The organism is Streptomyces sp. NPDC022910 (genome assembly GCF_055561075.1).
In genome coordinates this window covers 162,885-178,662 of the sequence record NZ_JBVHHL010000007.1, presented here as the reverse complement: position 1 = coordinate 178,662, position 15,778 = coordinate 162,885, and the positions used below count along the sequence as shown (strand labels likewise).

The 15,778-nt window shown below is 70.1% G+C and carries 17 protein-coding genes; 5 read left to right on the top strand and 12 right to left on the bottom strand.

What is annotated here, in order from left to right:
* Positions 1-201 precede the first annotated feature (201 nt).
* Positions 202-1,653 (top strand): NCS2 family permease, encoded by a 1,452-nt coding sequence (locus ACZ3TS_RS09805; RefSeq protein ID WP_467615545.1) that lies wholly within the window; start codon positions 202-204, stop codon positions 1,651-1,653.
* A gap of 38 nt (positions 1,654-1,691) precedes the next feature.
* On the opposite strand, the gene ACZ3TS_RS09800 is transcribed toward ACZ3TS_RS09805, so the two are convergent.
* Positions 1,692-1,874 (bottom strand): ribbon-helix-helix protein, CopG family, encoded by a 183-nt coding sequence (locus ACZ3TS_RS09800; RefSeq protein ID WP_467615542.1) that lies wholly within the window; start codon positions 1,872-1,874, stop codon positions 1,692-1,694.
* A 191-nt stretch (positions 1,875-2,065) separates the two neighbouring features.
* On the opposite strand from ACZ3TS_RS09800, the gene ACZ3TS_RS09795 reads away from it, so the two are divergent.
* Both ACZ3TS_RS09795 and ACZ3TS_RS09790 read left to right on the top strand, forming a co-directional pair.
* Entirely contained in the window at positions 2,066-2,503 is a 438-nt protein-coding gene (locus ACZ3TS_RS09795) for a MarR family winged helix-turn-helix transcriptional regulator (protein WP_467615539.1), read from the top strand.
* Positions 2,504-2,717: 214 nt separating this feature from the next.
* Positions 2,718-3,995 (top strand): MFS transporter, encoded by a 1,278-nt coding sequence (locus ACZ3TS_RS09790; protein WP_467615728.1) that lies wholly within the window; start codon positions 2,718-2,720, stop codon positions 3,993-3,995.
* 42 nt (positions 3,996-4,037) lie between these two features.
* Here ACZ3TS_RS09790 and ACZ3TS_RS09785 read toward each other — a convergent pair whose 3' ends face one another.
* Entirely contained in the window at positions 4,038-4,544 is a 507-nt protein-coding gene (locus tag ACZ3TS_RS09785) for a GNAT family N-acetyltransferase (RefSeq protein ID WP_467615537.1), read from the bottom strand.
* Positions 4,545-4,595: 51 nt separating this feature from the next.
* Here ACZ3TS_RS09785 and thpR point away from each other — a divergent pair, with 51 nt between their 5' ends.
* The gene (gene thpR / locus ACZ3TS_RS09780) at positions 4,596-5,168 is read left to right on the top strand and encodes an RNA 2',3'-cyclic phosphodiesterase (protein WP_467615534.1); all 573 of its coding nucleotides are present in this window, start codon (positions 4,596-4,598) and stop codon (positions 5,166-5,168) included.
* 144 nt (positions 5,169-5,312) lie between these two features.
* On the opposite strand, the gene ACZ3TS_RS09775 is transcribed toward thpR, so the two are convergent.
* From ACZ3TS_RS09775 to ACZ3TS_RS09765, 3 genes are all read right to left on the bottom strand, one after another.
* Entirely contained in the window at positions 5,313-6,305 is a 993-nt protein-coding gene (locus ACZ3TS_RS09775; protein ID WP_467615531.1) for an aldo/keto reductase, read from the bottom strand.
* A 30-nt stretch (positions 6,306-6,335) separates the two neighbouring features.
* Positions 6,336-6,956, bottom strand: coding sequence for a Uma2 family endonuclease (locus tag ACZ3TS_RS09770; RefSeq protein ID WP_467615528.1), 621 nt, complete (start codon positions 6,954-6,956; stop codon positions 6,336-6,338).
* Positions 6,957-7,054: 98 nt separating this feature from the next.
* Positions 7,055-7,726, bottom strand: a complete 672-nt coding sequence (locus ACZ3TS_RS09765; protein WP_467615525.1) for a GDSL-type esterase/lipase family protein — start codon at positions 7,724-7,726, stop codon at positions 7,055-7,057.
* A gap of 139 nt (positions 7,727-7,865) precedes the next feature.
* On the opposite strand from ACZ3TS_RS09765, the gene ACZ3TS_RS09760 reads away from it, so the two are divergent.
* Positions 7,866-8,846 (top strand): WD40 repeat domain-containing protein, encoded by a 981-nt coding sequence (locus ACZ3TS_RS09760; RefSeq protein WP_467615522.1) that lies wholly within the window; start codon positions 7,866-7,868, stop codon positions 8,844-8,846.
* Positions 8,847-8,913: 67 nt separating this feature from the next.
* Here ACZ3TS_RS09760 and serC read toward each other — a convergent pair whose 3' ends face one another.
* The 7 genes from serC to ACZ3TS_RS09725 all read right to left on the bottom strand — a co-directional run bounded on the left by serC (position 8,914) and on the right by ACZ3TS_RS09725 (position 15,742).
* On the bottom strand, positions 8,914-10,032 hold the full coding sequence (gene serC / locus ACZ3TS_RS09755; RefSeq protein ID WP_467615519.1) for a phosphoserine transaminase: 1,119 nt from the start codon (positions 10,030-10,032) through the stop codon (positions 8,914-8,916).
* Between the two features lie 151 nt (positions 10,033-10,183).
* On the bottom strand, positions 10,184-11,407 hold the full coding sequence (locus ACZ3TS_RS09750; protein WP_467615516.1) for a cytochrome P450 family protein: 1,224 nt from the start codon (positions 11,405-11,407) through the stop codon (positions 10,184-10,186).
* On the bottom strand, positions 11,404-12,627 hold the full coding sequence (locus ACZ3TS_RS09745) for a cytochrome P450 (protein ID WP_467615514.1): 1,224 nt from the start codon (positions 12,625-12,627) through the stop codon (positions 11,404-11,406). The genes ACZ3TS_RS09750 and ACZ3TS_RS09745 overlap by 4 nt, the downstream gene beginning before the upstream one ends.
* Positions 12,624-13,241: a GTP-binding protein gene (locus tag ACZ3TS_RS09740; protein ID WP_467615512.1), complete on the bottom strand. Its 618-nt coding sequence runs from the start codon at positions 13,239-13,241 to the stop codon at positions 12,624-12,626. The genes ACZ3TS_RS09745 and ACZ3TS_RS09740 overlap by 4 nt, the downstream gene beginning before the upstream one ends.
* Complete coding sequence (locus ACZ3TS_RS09735) at positions 13,222-13,569, bottom strand: DUF742 domain-containing protein (RefSeq protein ID WP_467615510.1); 348 nt, start codon at positions 13,567-13,569, stop codon at positions 13,222-13,224. Before ACZ3TS_RS09735 ends, ACZ3TS_RS09740 begins: the two co-directional genes overlap by 20 nt.
* Entirely contained in the window at positions 13,566-13,973 is a 408-nt protein-coding gene (locus ACZ3TS_RS09730; protein WP_467615507.1) for a roadblock/LC7 domain-containing protein, read from the bottom strand. Before ACZ3TS_RS09730 ends, ACZ3TS_RS09735 begins: the two co-directional genes overlap by 4 nt.
* Entirely contained in the window at positions 13,970-15,742 is a 1,773-nt protein-coding gene (locus ACZ3TS_RS09725; RefSeq protein WP_467615505.1) for a sensor histidine kinase, read from the bottom strand. The genes ACZ3TS_RS09730 and ACZ3TS_RS09725 overlap by 4 nt, the downstream gene beginning before the upstream one ends.
* Positions 15,743-15,778: the final 36 nt, after the last annotated feature.

The window sequence follows — 15,778 nt, the reverse complement described above, 5'->3', positions numbered from 1 at the left end:
CCGCGGAGCCTTTGTACACCAAGGGTCTACGCGCGGAGATAGCGATCTAAGCCTCATATGTTCATACTGAAACAGTTCGAGTCTGGCCGCTTATGCTCGTATGAAACACCAACGGAAACGTGGGGGAGATCCGGTGGTGATCGGGCGACGGCGAGACTCGATCACTTTTGTTCAAGATCCCCCGCACCATTGAGGTCCCGCATGCCCACCTCGGCCCCCGCCAAGGTCCCCGCCCCGCAGCAGCCTGGCACCCGACTCCCGTCCGGAGCCTTCGACCGCTACTTCAAGATCTCCGAGCGGGGCAGCACGCTGTCGCGAGAGATCCGCGGTGGTTTCGCCACCTTCTTCGCCATGGCGTACATCATCGTGCTGAACCCGATCATCCTCGGCAGCGCGAAGGACATGTACGGGCACCAGCTGGACCACGGTCAGCTCGTCACCGCGACCGCCGTGACCGCTGCCTTCACCACGCTGCTCATGGGTGTCATCGGCAACGTCCCGATCGCACTGGCGGCCGGTCTCGGCGTGAACACGGTCGTCGCGCTCCAGCTCGCCCCTCGTATGTCGTGGCCGGACGCGATGGGCATGGTCGTCCTCGCCGGGTTCGTCGTCATGCTGCTGGTCGCCACCGGTCTGCGCGAGCGCGTGATGAACGCCGTGCCGCTGGGGCTGCGCAAGGGCATTTCGATCGGCATCGGCCTGTTCATCATGCTGATCGGTCTCGTCGACTCCGGCTTCATCACCCGCATCCCGGACGTCGCGCAGACGACGGTCCCGCTTCAGCTCGGCGCCGACGGGCACCTGAACGGCTGGCCGGTCCTGGTCTTCGTCCTGGGCACGCTGCTCACCTTCGCGCTGATCGTCCGCAAGGTTCCCGGCGCGATCCTGATCTCGATCGTCACGATGACGGTCCTCGCGCTGGTCCTCAACGCCGTCGCCAAGATCCCGTCCTGGGGCCTGACCGTCCCGAAGTGGCCCGGCAACCCGGTCGCCAGTCCCGACTTCGGTCTGATCGGCAAGGTCAGCCTGTTCGGCGGCTTCGGCAAGGTCGGGGTGCTGACCGGAATCCTCTTCGTCTTCACGGTCCTGCTGTCGTGCTTCTTCGACGCGATGGGCACGATCATGGGCATCGGTGACGAGGCCGAGCTCACCGACACCGAGGGCAACATGCCCGGCATCAACAAGGTGCTCTTCGTCGACGGCATCGCGGTCGCGGCCGGCGGCGCCAGCTCCTCCTCGGCCACCACCTGTTTCGTGGAGTCCACGGCGGGCGTCGGTGAGGGTGCGCGCACCGGGTTCGCGAACGTCGTCACCGGCGCCCTGTTCGCGGTGGCCCTCTTCCTCACCCCGGTCGCCACGATGGTCCCGTCCCAGGCGGCCACCCCGGCTCTGGTCGCGGTCGGCTTCCTGATCCTGTCCAACTCCGTCAGGGAGATCGACTGGGCGGACCACACGATCGCCATCCCGGCCTTCGTGACGATGATGATGATGCCGTTCACCTACTCGATCACGAACGGTATCGGCATGGGTTTCATCACCTTCGTGGTCCTGCGCCTGGCCGCGGGGCGCGGCCGTGAGGTCCCGGCTCCGATGTACGTGGTGGCGGCGGTGTTCGCCTTCTACTACCTGATGCCGGCGCTGGGCCTGACCTGATCCGCCGGGGGCCGCCGACCGCGGGACGACTCCGCCGGTCAGGTGACCCCATAGAATCTTTCCGTCTCCTCGACGGCGGTCTGGAACCGCTCGTCGAAGTCATCCCGAATGAGCGTCCGGACGACGTAGTCCTGGACGCTCATTCCTCTTTTGGCGGCATGGTGCCGGAGCCGATCGAGCAGCTCCCGGTCTATCCGCACGCTGAGCACGCTGGTCCCCATGGGTACGAGGGTTGCCGGACCCGGGTGGAGGGTGCGTCACGTTCCGACGCCGTATCACTCATATGGGTGATACGCGCAGCTCAGCCGTTTCGCAGGAGCTCCTCGGAGCAAGGGCTTGCAGTGGTCGGCGTCACGCGCAGGGCGACGCGCCCGGGTGGTCCTTAGGGAAAGTAATGAGTTACCCTAAAAACATGGCTGACCTGAACCATGGCGACGACGCTGCCGCCGTGAACGCTCTCCGCTCCGCTGTGATGCGCCTGTCGCGCCGACTCAAGCACCAGCGGGTCGACGAGTCGCTGAGCCCGACCGAGATGTCGGTGCTCGGCACCCTGGCCCGCTGCGGCTCCGCCACACCGGGCGAGCTCGCCCGCAAGGAGCACGTCCAGCCTCCCTCGATGACCCGCATCGTGGCGCTGCTGGAGAGCAAGGGGCTGGTCAAGCTGGAGGCGCACCCCGAGGACCGGCGCCAGAAGGTGGTCACACAGACCGAGCGGGCCGAGGCGATGCTCGAGGAGAGCCGTCGCAAGCGGAACGCGTTCCTGGCCGGGCTGGTCGAGGGTCTGGACGAGGACGAGTGGGCGAAACTCCGCGCCGCCGCCCCGGTCCTCGAGAAGCTCGCGCATCTGTGACAGGCGCGGCCCCCACCTGCCTACGTACGACACCGTCATCGCAAGGAGGCGAACCCCTTTGAGTACGGGAACCGGAGCAGCTTCCGCCCCCGCACCAGCCACCCACGACTCACCGTCCGCCCACGAGACCTACGGGACCGACCAGATCCACCAGCCCCCCACGGCTCCCGGGAGCCCCGACCCCGTCGAAGGGGCCGAGCCCCGGAAATCCTCGATGTTCAGCTCGCTGCGCGTCCGCAACTACCGGCTCTTCTTCCTAGGCCAGGTCGTCTCCAACACCGGCACGTGGATGCAGCGGATCGCCCAGGACTGGCTGGTGCTGAGCCTGACCGGCTCCTCCACCGCCGTCGGTGTCACCACGGCGCTGCAGTTCCTGCCGATGCTGCTCTTCGGCCTGTACGGCGGTGTCCTCGTCGACCGCCTCCCCAAGCGCCCGACCCTGCTGGTCACGCAGTCGGCGATGGGTGCCGCGGGCCTCGTGCTCGCCTTCCTGACCCTCTCCGGCCACGTCCAGGTCTGGCACGTCTATCTCGCGGCCTTCGCCGTGGGACTCGCCACGGTCCTCGACAACCCGGCCCGGCAGTCCTTCGTCTCCGAGATGGTCGGCCCCCGGCAGCTGCAGAACGCGGTCAGTCTGAACTCCGCGAACTTCCAGTCCGCCCGTCTGGTCGGCCCCGCGGTGGCGGGAGTCCTGATCACCGGCGTCGGCACCGGCTGGGCCTTCCTGCTCAACGGTCTGTCCTTCCTCGCCCCCATCGCCGGGCTGCTGCTGATGCGCGCCCGTGAGCTGCACGTCGTGGAGCGCGCCCCGCGCGGCAAGGGCCAGCTCCGTGAGGGTCTGAGCTATGTCGCCGGGCACCCGGATCTGGTCTGGCCGATCGTCCTGGTCGGGTTCATCGGCACGTTCGGCTTCAACTTCCCGGTCTGGCTGTCGGCCTACGCGGACGACGTCTTCCACGCCGGCGCCGGCGCCTACAGCCTCTTCAACACCCTGATGGCGCTCGGCTCGGTGACCGGCGCGCTGCTCGCGGCCCGCCGGGGCACGGCCCGGCTGCGGGTGCTGATCGCGGCGGCGGCCGCCTTCGGCGTGCTGGAGATCGTGGCGGCCGGAGCTCCCTCCCTGTGGCTGTTCTCGCTGCTGATGATCCCGATAGGGATCTTCGGCCTGACGGTGAACGTCACCGCGAACACGGCCGTCCAGATGGGTACGGACCCGGCGATGCGCGGCCGCGTCATGGCCCTGTTCATGATGGTCTTCATGGGCGGTACGCCTCTGGGGGCGCCCGTGGTCGGCTGGATCACGGACGCGTACGGCGCCCGGGTCGGCTTCGCCCTCGGCGGTCTCGTCTCGGCCGCGGCCGCCGTGACCATCGGCCTGATCCTGGCTCGGGCCGGCGGTCTGCGCCTGACCGTGGGCTGGCACCGCGGGCATCCGCGGGTCCGGTTCGTACCGCGTCGGCAGCAGGAGCAGCCAGCGACGGCGACGGCGTGACCGGCCGAGGGGGCGCCCTCCTCGGGGCGCCCTCTCCCCGCGTCACACGCGCCGCGTCAGCACCTGTCCCGGCCACTGGTCGTCCCCGACCGTGAAGGCCTCCGTCCTGGTGAAGCCGTTGCGCTCGTAGTAGGCGACGAGCTTGCCGTCGTCGCCCGCGTAGCAGTCGACCCGCAGCAGGGAGACGCCCGCGCGCCGGGACTCCTCGGCGGCGTGGGCGAGCAGCGCGCCGCCGACACCGCGGCCCGCGAAGCGGTGGTCGGCGGCGAGCAGATGGACGTAGCGCTCGGGCTCGGCCACGCGCGGGACGTAGTCGCCGGGTCCGTCGGTGAGGGTGAGCGTGCCCGCTGGGACGCCATCGATCTCCGCGATCCAGGGGTCGCCGGTGGTCACGTACTTGTGTACGGTCTCCACGCCCCTGGGCAGCTGGGACCAGGGCCGGGTGCCCCACTGCCGGGTGCGGCCCTGCGAGACGAGCCACTCGACCGCGCCGTCGAGAAGACCGAGGACCACGGGGATGTCGTCGATGGTGCCTTTCCGTATCCGCATGTCCTCATCATGGCGGTGGCCGAGTGATCCGTTCCCTGGAAGGGTGAGGTCATGAGACTCTTCGCCGCGGTCCTGCCGCCCGCGGAAGCGCTCCGTGAACTCGCCTCCGCCGTGCATACATTGGAGGGGCTGGCGGGTGCGGGGAGGCTGCGCTGGACGGGACGGCCGGGCTGGCACTTCACGCTCGCCTTCTACGGCGAGGTGGCCGAGGACGTCGTACCAGACCTGTCCGAACGGCTGGCACGGGTGGCCCGGCGCACCCAGCCGTTTCCCCTCTCCCTGCGCGGCGGCGGACACTTCGGCGGCCGGGCGCTGTGGGTGGGCGCGTCCGGGGACCTGGAGGCGTTGCGGCTGCTCTCCGACCGGGCCGAGTCGGCGGCCCGGAAGGCGGGCGTGGAGATGGGCGAGCACCGCCGCTACCGCCCGCATGTGACGCTGGCCCGCAGCAGCCGGGCCCCCGCGGACTTCCGGCCGTACGTCGCGGCGCTGGACGCGTTCGGAGGGCTCGAGTGGACGGTCGGCGAGCTGTGCCTGGTCCGTAGCAGGCTGCCGAAGTCCGGGGTGCCGGGGGAGCAGCCGCGGTACGAGACGGTGGAGCGGTGGGGGCTCGGCGCGGGCGACTGACGAGGCCGGTTAGTCTCAATAGGTGGACCCGAAGACCCGTAACCGGATCATGGCCGGTGTGCTCGTGCTGATGTTCGCGGTGGTGGCGCTGGCGGCGGCGGTGGGTAAGTAACCCGCCACCGCGAGCGCCTGTCCGCGGCTCGACTACCAGGCGAACGCCTCCGGTGAGGGCCCCGTCCCCGGGAAGATCTCCTCGAGGCCGGCCAGGACCTCCTCCGAGAGCTCCAGCTCGACCGCCCGCAGCGCCGACTCCAGCTGTTCGGCGGTGCGCGGGCCGACGATCGGTCCGGTGACGCCGGGCCGGGTCAGCAACCAGGCGAGGGCGGCCTCGCCGGGCTCGATCCCGTGCTTGTCGAGCAGGTCCTCGTAGGCCTGGATCTGCGCCCGGACAGAGGTGTTGGCGAGGGCGTCGGCGGAGCGGCCGGAGGCGCGGCGACCGCCCTCGACCTCCTTCTTGATGACGCCGCCCAGCAGCCCGCCGTGCAGCGGCGACCAGGGGATGACCCCGAGCCCGTAGTCCTGCGCGGCCGGGATGACCTCCATCTCGGCGCGGCGCTCGGCGAGGTTGTAGAGGCACTGCTCGCTGACGAGGCCGATCGTGCCGTGCCGGCCGGCGGCGATCTCGTTGGCCTGGGCGATCTTGTACCCGGGGAAGTTGCTGGAGCCGACGTAGAGGATCTTCCCCTGCTGCACCAGGACGTCGATGGCCTGCCAGATCTCCTCGAAGGGAGTGTTCCGGTCGATGTGGTGGAACTGGTACAGGTCGATGTAGTCGGTCTGCAGCCTCTTGAGGCTGGCGTCGACCGCCCGACGGATGTTGAGGGCGGAGAGCCTGTCGTGGTTGGGCCAGGCGTCCCCGTCCGGGGCCATGTTGCCGTACACCTTGGTGGCGAGTACGACCTTGTCGCGCCGGTCCCCGCCCTTGGCGAACCAGTTGCCGATGATCCTCTCGGTGCGGCCCTTGTTCTCGCCCCAGCCGTACACGTTGGCGGTGTCGAGGAAGTTGATGCCCGCGTCCAGCGCCGCGTCCATGATCGCGTGGCTGTCCGCCTCCTCGGTCTGCGGGCCGAAGTTCATGGTCCCGAGGACGATCCGGCTGACCTTGAGTCCTGTGCGTCCGAGCTGCGTGTACTTCATGACTGCCTAGCCAACGGCGTGGAGTGCGCTCTAGGCAAGGGGGAGTTGTGCGGGGGCCGCGGTCAGTCGCTGGGGAACTCGTGGGTGTGGAGGGTGAGGTTGACGGGGGTCTTGGTGAGGTCGACGTCGCCGCCATAGGTGATGGAGGTATCGATCACGTAGTCGCCGTCCTTGGGCTGGGTGAAAACACGGCACTTGCCTACATAGGGCGGCGATGAGGTAGATGGGGACTTCGGCGAGGGCATACGTGGTCTTCTTGGGGCCGTAGTCCTTCATGGCCGTGTCCTTGGAGATGACATCGGCGATGAACTCGATGTCCTGGTGGCGCCAGCGGCCCTCGGAGTCCTTCTCGGCGCCCTCGCGCAGCTTCGCCACATCCGGGGCGTAACCGTTCAGGCGACCTGGGAAGTCGATGCGAACGTCCGACAAGACGTTCACATCCATGCCGAACTTGTCCTCGATGGCTCGGACGATCCGGCGAATGGTCTGCCAATGAATGTCCCGTTGCGGCGACATGTAGACGGTCCCCTCGACGATCTCGACCTTGTATCCCTCGGGGACGGGCATCTTCTCGAGCCACTCGAACATGACGTCCAGAGTCAGCTCGCCGCTCTCGTCGGCCATCTCGATCCTGTCTGCAAGGACGGTCATCGTGGCGCTCCTCCCCGGCTGTCGCATGAACGAGCACAGCCGCGCAATACAACGATACGCACGGTGACGGGGGGAACGCCGGAATCAGGTCCGCTTGATCAGGCCACGTACGGCGCCCCGACCCCCCACCCCTGATACATCGCCTCCGCGAAGGCCGCCGCGATCTTGTGCTCGCCGCTCGCGTTCGGGTGCGTGCCGTCATAGGTGTCGAGATGGATGTCGTACGACGGCGGCGAGGCCAGCAGGAGCGATGAGCGGGGCTCGTCCAGGTCCGCCACCGTCTTCGCCAGGAGTTCGTTGAAGCGTGCGACCTGGGCCGCGAACGGGCCGTCCGACTCGGCCCGGACGTTCGGGATCACCGGCAGCAGGACCATGTGGATGCGCGGGTTCGTCCTCCGGGCCTTTGTCACGAACGCCCGCGCGTTGTCGGCCGTCTGTTCCGCGTTCGTGTAGAAGCCCAGGTCGATCAGGCCCAGTGAGACCAGCAGCACATCCGCGCGCGACTCCCGCACGGCCTCCTCGATCAGCGGGGCCATGTGCAGCCAGCCTTCGCCCCAGCCCGCCAGATGGGCGCGCGGGAAGTCCGGGTCGGCGTACTCGTACGACGTCGGCGCGTCCGTCGCCTTGTCGTACAGCGTCTCGCGCGGTCCGACGATCCGGAACGGTCCGCCGTAGGTCTCGCGCAGGTGCTGCCACAGCCGGTAGCGCCACGTGTGTTCGCCCGCGCTGCCGATCGTCATGGAGTCGCCTACGGGCATGAACCTGAGCATCCGCTCATCATGGACGATCACCCTGGGACGCAGGAGGGACGTATGGGGCGGGGCGGTGTGAGGATCGACACGCCCACCCGGCACCGGGCGGGCGGATCACCCGCCGGTCAACCACGGCCGCGGATGGCAGGCTTGGGGCATGCGTCGATCGCTCGCGTTCCTTGCCGGGGCCCTTCTCATCGGTGCGCTCGCCGCGCCCGCCTCCGCCGTCGGCGGCGGCTTCACCATCAAGGACCCCCGCATCACCGAGTCCAGCGGGCTCGCCGCCTCGCGTCTCCACCCGGGGATCTACTGGACCCACAACGACAGCGACGACGGCCCGTACATCTACGCCGTGGACAGCCGCACGGGGAAGACGGTCGCCACCCTCACCCTCCGCGGCGTCGGCACGCCCCGTGACGTCGAGGCCATCTCCATCGGCCCGGGCAACGAGATCTATGTCGGCGACATCGGCGACAACCTCGGCGGCAGCTGGCCGTACGTGTGGATCTACAAGCTGCCCGAGCCCACGGTGCTGAAGGACCAGACGGTCCGTGCCACCCAGTACGTGGTGAAGTACTCGGACGGTCCCCGTGACGCCGAGTCCCTCGTGGTGCATCCCAAGACGGGTCGCGTCTACATCATCGACAAGAAGGAGGACGGCGGGCATCTGTACCAGGGCCCGGCCCGGCTGTCGGCCACCGGGACGAACGTCTTCCGGCCCATTGCCGCCGTCGACCTGTGGGCCACCGACGCCGCCTTCTCGCCCGACGGTGAGCAGCTCGCCGTTCGCGGCTACTTCGGCGGTATCGCGTATGACTGGAACGGCGGGCGGATCAAGCGGCAGGGCCGCCTCAACGTGCCGCTGCAGGGGCAGGGCGAGTCGGTCACCTACACCGTCGACGGGTCGAAGCTCATGTACGGCAGCGAAGGTACCGACAGCCCGGTGCAGGCCGAGAGCGTGCCCGGCTACAAGGGGGGCAGCAGCTCCAAGTCGCCCTCCGGGAAGGAGAGTGCACAGGCGGGGTCGGGCAACGGCTCGGCTCTGAAGGACGACTACAAGGTCGGCGCCCTGGCCCTCGCCGTCGGCCTGGCCCTCGTGTTCGGCGTCAAGCGCCTGCTGCGCCGCGGTCCGCGCTGACCGTCACGCACGCAAGAGGGGCGTCCGGGTGGGTACCGGAGCGCCCCTCAGTGACTCGGCAAGAAGGTCAGAGCTTCTCGATCACGTAGTCGATGCACTTCGTCAGCGCCTCGATGTCCGCCGGGTCGATCGCCGGGAACATCGCGACGCGCAGCTGGTTGCGGCCGAGCTTGCGGTACGGCTCGGTGTCGACGATGCCGTTGGCGCGCAGGACCTTGGCGACCGCCGACGCGTCGACCTCGTCGGAGAAGTCGATCGTGCCGATGACCTGGGAGCGCTTGGCCGGGTCCGCGACGAACGGGGTCGCGAACTTCACGTCCTCGGCCCAGCCGTAGAGCGTGCGCGACGAGGTGGCCGTGCGGCGCACCGACCAGTCCAGGCCGCCCTGCCCGTTGAGCCACTCCAGCTGCTCGTTGAGCAGGAACAGGGTGGCGAGGGCAGGGGTGTTGTAGGTCTGGTTCTTGCGGGAGTTGTCGATCGCCGTCGGGAGGCTGAAGAACTCCGGGACGTGGCGGCCGGAGGCGTGGATGCGCTCGGCGCGCTCGATCGCGGCCGGCGAGAAGACGCCGATCCACAGGCCGCCGTCGGAGGCGAAGGACTTCTGCGGGGCGAAGTAGTAGACGTCGGTCTCGGCGATGTCGACCGGGAGACCGCCGGCACCGGAGGTGGCGTCCACCAGGACCAGGGCACCCTCGTCGGCGCCCGCGACGCGCTTGATCGGCATCGCGACGCCCGTCGACGTCTCGTTGTGCGTGAAGGCGTAGACGTCGACGCCCGCCTCGGCCGCGGGCTCGGGGTGCGTGCCGGGGTCGGCGGCGATGACCGTCGGCTCGGCGAGCCACGGGGCGAGCTTCGCGGCCTTGGCGAACTTCGAGGAGAACTCGCCGAAGCTGAGGTGCTGCGACTTGTTCTCGATCAGCCCGTGGGTCGCGATGTCCCAGAACGCGGTGGAGCCGCCGTTGCCGAGGATGACCTCGTAGCCGTCGGGGAGCTGGAAGAGCTCGCGGATACCCTCGCGCACCTTGCCGACCAGGTTCTTGACCGGGGCCTGGCGGTGGGACGTGCCGAGCAGGGAGCTACCCGTGGCGGCGAGGGCGTCCAGCGCCTCCACCCGTACCTTGGAGGGACCCGCGCCGAAACGACCATCCGCGGGCTTGATGTCAGCAGGAATCTGGATATCAGCCACGAGCCGGAGGGTATCCCCTCGGTGAAACCGGACGGAAACGTGTCCGTTCGATGAGACGACGCCCTACGGCCCGTGGACTTGTGCGCAAATACGAGGGTCGGCCGGGGTCCGCGAAGGTCCGCGACCGGGGTCCGGGAAGAACCGCGGTGTCCTACGAGGTCAGCCGCACCGGCAGCGCGAAGAGGTCGTTCTGCGTCACCACCGGCTTGTTGCGCAGCTCGCTCGCTGGGACGGTCAGGTCCAGGGCCGGGAAACGGGCGTAGAGGGCCGGGAGCGCCACCGCCGCCTCCAGGCGGGACAGGGCCGCCCCCGGGCACACGTGCGGGCCGTGCCCGAAGGAGATGTGCCGGTTCTTTGTTTCCCGGGTGATGTCGAAGACGCCCGCCGACGGGCCGTGCGCCTTGTCGTCCCGGCCGATCGCCCCGTACGACACGATCAGCGCGTCACCCGTCGGGATCACCCGGTCGCCTACCGGGACGTCCTGGGTGGCGAACCGGATCAGGACGTGCGAGGTCGGGGTGGAGTAGCGCAGGGTCTCCTCGATCACCGCCGACCACGGTGCCTCCCCGTTCAGTACCAGCGCCCGCTGGTCGGGGTGCGTCGACAGATTGACCACCGCGTTGACGATCAGTGAGATCGTCGTCTCGTGGCCCGCCGCCACCATCAGCTGGAGCGTGGAGACGATCTCCTCGTCGGTGAGGTGGTCGCCGTCCTCGGAGGCCTGGATGAGGGCGGAGGTGAGGTCGTCGCCCGGGGCGGCGCGTTTCGCCGCGACCGTGTCGGCCATGATGCCGGCGAGCTCGGTGAGCGTCGCGATGACCTCCTCGGGCGGGGTCTGCGTCGAGAAGAACTTCTCGAACAGCTCCTTCAGACGTGGCAGACGGGACTCCTCGATGCCCATCAGGTCGGCGACGACGTACATCGGCAGCGGATACGCGAACTCCGCCTTGAGGTCGACCACGCCGCCGTCCGTGGGCAGCCGGTCCAGCAGCCCCTCCGTCAGCTTCGTGATCCTCTCCCGCATCTCCTCCACCCGCCGCGGCGTCAACGCCTGGGCGACGAGGGTCCGCAGCCGCCGGTGGTCGGCCCCGTCCACCGTGAGCATGGAACGGCCCGGGTTGGCGAGACCGATCAGCGGCCAGTCGGGCGCGATCTCGCCGCGCTGCCAGGCGCCCCACACGTTGATGTCCTTGACCAGGCGGGGATCCGTCAGCAACTGCTTGGCCTCGGCGTGGTGCGTGACCGCCCACACGGGAACGCCGCCGGGCAGTACCACGGCGGCGAGTGGTCCGGCCTCCCGCAACCGGGCGCTCTCGGCGTCCAGATCGGAGACGAAGGGGTCCAGTGCTATGGGACATCTCTCGGTAGAGGTCATGCGGAAGGGCTTCCAAGGGAGGGGGTGGGGGTAAACCTCACCGGCAGTGCCGTCAGCCCCCGCAGCCACGGGGAGGGACGGCGCGTCAACTCACCGGCCGGTACGGCCAGATCGATGTCCGGCAGCCGGTCGAGGACCACCTCGATGCCCGTCCGCGCGATCACCTCCGCCACCTCCTGCGCGGGGAACGGGCAGCGGTGCTCGCCGTGCCCGAAGGAGAAGTGCGCGTTGTTTCCGCCGGTCAGCGCGGAGCCGTCGGTGCGCACCTGGGGGTCGCTGTTGGCGCCTTGGAGGCCGAGCAGCAGCAAGTCCCCGGCGCGGATGTGACGACCGCCCAGGCGAGTGTCGCGGGAGGCCCAGCGGCCCGCGACGTTCTGCGTGGGCGTGTCCTCCCACAGCACCTCGTTCATGGCCTCGGCGACGCTGTTGCGGCCGCCGAAGAGGGAGGCGGCGAAACGGTCGTCGGTCAGCATCAGCCGCAGCGAGTTGCCGATCCAGTCCGCGGTCGGCTGGTGACCGGCGGCCATCATCACCATCAGGTCCTGGACGATCTCCTCGTCGGTGAATCCGCTCTTGTCGGCGAGCATCCGCGAGACCACGTCGTCGGCCGGGCCCGCCTTCCGGGCGGCCAGCAGCTCGGTCATGGAAGTGGCCAGATGGGTCTGGCCTGCGATCGCCCGTTCCCGGCCGTCGATCATGTCGTTGAGGGCGGTGACCAGAGCCGGGCCCTGCTCCTCCGCGAAGCCGTAGAGGATCGCGAGGACGCGCACGGGCAGCAGCATCGCGTAGTCCGCGACGAGGTCCGCCTCGCCCTTGCCGCACACGGTGTCGATCAGCTCGTCCGCGAACCGCTCGGCGTGGCCGCGCAGTTCGAACGGGTCGACGGCCTCCAGTGCCTCGCTGATCATCCCGGCGCGCTCGCGGTGGCGTTCGCCGACGGTGTAGAGGATCGACGGCTGCTTGCGGCCGATCATCGGCAGCAGCGGCCAGTCGTCGGGGATGTTCTCCCACTGGTTCCACAGGTCGGAGTCCCGGCTGAACAGCACCGGATCGCCGGTCACCTGGTGCAGCTCGCGGTAGCCGAGCACGAGCCACGCCGGTACGTCGCCGTCGAGCACGACGGGTGTCACGGCACCGTGGTCGCGCCGCATCTCCCGGTACAGCGCGGCGGGTTCGGTCTGGAACCGGGGCCCGCTCAGGGGCACGGGGGCGGGGGTCACACCAGCTCCTGTTGGGATATGGGGGCGTGGGCGGCGTGGTGGTGCCGCACGTGCTCGATCAGCGTGATCAAGACCTGCCTGCCGGACTCGCGGGAGCGTGCGTCGCAGTCGATCAGCGGGATGTGCGGGTCGAGGTCGAGGGCCGCGCGGACCTCGGTGGACGTGTGCCGGGGGCCGCCGAAGTCGTTGCAGGCGACGATGAAGGGCATGCCGTGGTGTTCCAGGCGGTCGATGGCGTACCACGAGTCGTCGATGCGCCGGGTGTCGACGAGGACGACCGCGCCCAGCGTGCCGGAGAAGAGCCGGTCCCACAGGAACCAGAACCGCTCCTGACCCGGCGCGCCGAACAGGTACAGCACGTTGCGGGCGTCGAGTGTGATGCGGCCGAAGTCGAAGGCGACGGTCGTCTCGGACTTCTCCCGGACCCCGCTCACGTCGTCGACCGCCTCGCCGGCCTCGGTCATCGTCTCCTCGGTGCTGAGCGGGCGGATCTCGCTCACCGAGCGGACCAGGGTCGTCTTGCCGACGCCGAGGCCGCCGACGACCACGATCTTCAGGCCGTTGTCGGCCCGGTCACCCAGCGGAGTGCGGGTGTCAGAGGTTGCGGAGTCCAACGAGCACCTGTTCCAGGACGTCGGGATCGGGAAGCGCGGTGGTACGGGGGTGGCGGGCGCTGACACGGCCCGCCGCGAGGAGATCGCAGAGCAGGATCCTCGTGATGCTCACCGGCAGCCGCAGTTCGGCGGCGATCTCCACGACCGCCGTCGGCCGTTCGCACATCCGCAGGATCGCGGCGTGCTCCGACTGCATGCCCGGTACCGGGTCGCATTCGGCGACCACGAGCGTCACCAGGTCGAACCGGGCCGCCGAGTGGGACCGGCTGCGCCCTCCCGTGAGGGTGTACAGCCGGTCGGGCGCGTCGTCCCTGCCGGGCCGGCTCATGACGTGCGCGGCTGCGCGGTCAGGTATTCGCCGAGCTGTTCCACGAGTTCGCTCATGTTGTGGCCGACGAGTCCCGCGTCCGCGTCCTCGGCGGTGAGCAGGGCGAGGTGGGCGCCCTCGCCCGCCTCCACGATGAACAGGACGCCGCCGTAGAACTCGGCCATCGCCGAGCGCACGCCGCCGCTGCCGTCGCCGAACTCCACGGACGCTCCGTGGGACAGCGACTGGATGCCGGCGGCGATCGCGGCCAGCTGGTCGGCCTGGTCGACGGACAGCTCCGGAGTGCGGCACAGCTTCAGCCCGTCCCGGGACAGCACGAGCGCGTGCCGGGCACCCGGGGTGCGCTCCAGCAGGCCCTCGATGAGCCAGGTGAGCTTCTCGTCGGCGGTCGTGGTGCCGGTCATGAAGTGGCGTTGCCTTCCGGGTGCGAGGGGGTGACGGCCGGTTCGAGTGCGGTGGCGGCCGGTGCGGGCTCGGATGCGGGTGTCTCTCGGACGAGAAGCTCGTGCGTGCTGTCGCGAGCCGGGGTGTCCCGTACCGGGCTGTCGGGCCCCGTCCGTGCCGCGCTCTCTCGTACGGTTTCGGGTTCCGCCGTCGTGCCCTGGACCTCGGCCTGGTCCGGCATCGTGCCCCGGACCGCCTGGCGGAAGCTGCTGAAGCGGGCGGCGCGGGCCTTGGCGTCGTCGGGGGTGCGCGGCTCGGGTTCGGCGCGGGCGGCGGCGTGGCCCCGGTCCCGCTCGGCCGCGGCGAGCGCGTGCCCCCGGCGGCGTCGGGGCAGGCCGCCGGTGCCGGTGTCGTCCGACCTCGGCGAGCGGTGCGTGGGCACCGGGTCGGGGTCGAGGTCCTCGGCGGCGCGGGCGGCGGCGTAGGACGGCCGGTGCTCGGGGGCGGCCGGCGCGGGAGCGGCCTCGGCGAGGGGGGCCGGGGCGGGCTCGGCGGGGAGCGGCGGCGCCGGCTGGGACAGGATGTCCTGAGGGATCAGCAGCAGAACGCCGGTGCCGCCGCGCGCCGACGGCCGGAAGGACACCTTCAGTCCGTGCTTGCGGGCGAGCCGGCCGACGACCGCGAGGCCGAGCCGGGTGCCGGTGAGCCCGCCCAGCTCGGCGTTGTCGCCCGATACCGCGCGCTCGGCGCGGCGCAGCTGCACGTCGCCCATGACCAGGCCGGCGTCCTCCACGGAGACGATGACCCCGGAGGGCACCTCTTCGACGTAGACGTGGACCTCGGCGGTCGGCGGCGAGAAGTTCGCGGCGTTGTCGAGGAGTTCGGCGAGCGCGTGCATCACGCCCTCGGCGGCGTGTCCGGCGACCGCGGCCTCGCTGGAGGAGTGGATGCGGACACGCTGGTAGCCGCTGATGCGGCCCATCGCGCCGCGCAGGATCGACTCCATGACGATGGGGCGCGCCCAGCGGCGGCCGGAGCGAGCGCCCGCGAGGACGGCGACGGAGTCGGCGAGCCGGCCCGTCTGTGCGGTGCGGTGGTCGAGGTGGAGGAGGTCGGCGAGGACGTCCTCGTCCGTGTGCCTGTCCTCCATCGCGCGCAGGTCGGCGAGCGTGCCGGTGGCCAGCGCCTGCATACGGCCGGCCACGTTGGCGGTGACGGAGACGGCGGCGTCCCGCGCGTTCGCGGCCTGGCGGAGGCGCCGGGCGAAGCGGGATTTCTCCTCCGTGAGCCGACTGAGGTCGGCCGTGAGCCGGTCGCGTTCACGGGCGAACTCGTCGGCGAGCGTGGCGCGTTCCCGGTCGAACTCCTCGGTGAGGCGGACGCGCTCTTGGGCGAACTCGTCGGTGAGCCGGGACCGCTCGCGCTCGAACTCATCGGTCAGCCGGACCCGTTCCTCGATGAAGCCGTCCGTCAGCCGCCCCCGCTCCTGGCTGAACTCCTCGGCGAGCCGGGCGCGTTCCTGGAGCAGTCGGCCCGCGTCCTGCGTCGCGGAGTCCAGGCGACGACGCGCCAGCGCCGCCGACCGGGTGCTGTGGGCGGCGAGAGCGACCGCCGCGCACAACAGCAGGGCCGCGGCGGCGCCGCCCCAGGCGAGCGGGACACGGACCGTCTGCGGCGCCGCCAGGACCGCCGCGGCGACGGCGAGGCCCGCCGCCAGGGCGGTGACCAGCGTGGCGGGTGCGACGGCGCGGAGGGTGGGTCGTTCGCCTGACGGTGTGGGGGCGGTCATGAATGGTGTCCTCGGTGGGCCTCGGTCATGTCCAGG

What these genes read in the sequence shown, in the direction of transcription:
- ACZ3TS_RS09760 (WP_467615522.1), top strand. Translation starts at nt 7,866, where the DNA reads ATGCGTCGATCGCTCGCGTTCCTTGCCGGGGCCCTTCTCATCGGTGCG.
- ACZ3TS_RS09785 (WP_467615537.1), bottom strand. Translation starts at nt 4,544, where the DNA reads ATGCGGATACGGAAAGGCACCATCGACGACATCCCCGTGGTCCTCGGT.
- ACZ3TS_RS09765 (WP_467615525.1), bottom strand. Translation starts at nt 7,726, where the DNA reads ATGCTCAGGTTCATGCCCGTAGGCGACTCCATGACGATCGGCAGCGCG.
- ACZ3TS_RS09750 (WP_467615516.1), bottom strand. Translation starts at nt 11,407, where the DNA reads ATGACCTCTACCGAGAGATGTCCCATAGCACTGGACCCCTTCGTCTCC.
- ACZ3TS_RS09790 (WP_467615728.1), top strand. Translation starts at nt 2,718, where the DNA reads ATGTTCAGCTCGCTGCGCGTCCGCAACTACCGGCTCTTCTTCCTAGGC.
- thpR (WP_467615534.1), top strand. Translation starts at nt 4,596, where the DNA reads ATGAGACTCTTCGCCGCGGTCCTGCCGCCCGCGGAAGCGCTCCGTGAA.
- ACZ3TS_RS09770 (WP_467615528.1), bottom strand. Translation starts at nt 6,956, where the DNA reads ATGACCGTCCTTGCAGACAGGATCGAGATGGCCGACGAGAGCGGCGAG.
- ACZ3TS_RS09725 (WP_467615505.1), bottom strand. Translation starts at nt 15,742, where the DNA reads ATGACCGCCCCCACACCGTCAGGCGAACGACCCACCCTCCGCGCCGTC.
- ACZ3TS_RS09735 (WP_467615510.1), bottom strand. Translation starts at nt 13,569, where the DNA reads ATGAGCCGGCCCGGCAGGGACGACGCGCCCGACCGGCTGTACACCCTC.
- ACZ3TS_RS09795 (WP_467615539.1), top strand. Translation starts at nt 2,066, where the DNA reads ATGGCTGACCTGAACCATGGCGACGACGCTGCCGCCGTGAACGCTCTC.
- ACZ3TS_RS09730 (WP_467615507.1), bottom strand. Translation starts at nt 13,973, where the DNA reads ATGACCGGCACCACGACCGCCGACGAGAAGCTCACCTGGCTCATCGAG.
- ACZ3TS_RS09775 (WP_467615531.1), bottom strand. Translation starts at nt 6,305, where the DNA reads ATGAAGTACACGCAGCTCGGACGCACAGGACTCAAGGTCAGCCGGATC.
- ACZ3TS_RS09800 (WP_467615542.1), bottom strand. Translation starts at nt 1,874, where the DNA reads ATGGGGACCAGCGTGCTCAGCGTGCGGATAGACCGGGAGCTGCTCGAT.
- ACZ3TS_RS09805 (WP_467615545.1), top strand. Translation starts at nt 202, where the DNA reads ATGCCCACCTCGGCCCCCGCCAAGGTCCCCGCCCCGCAGCAGCCTGGC.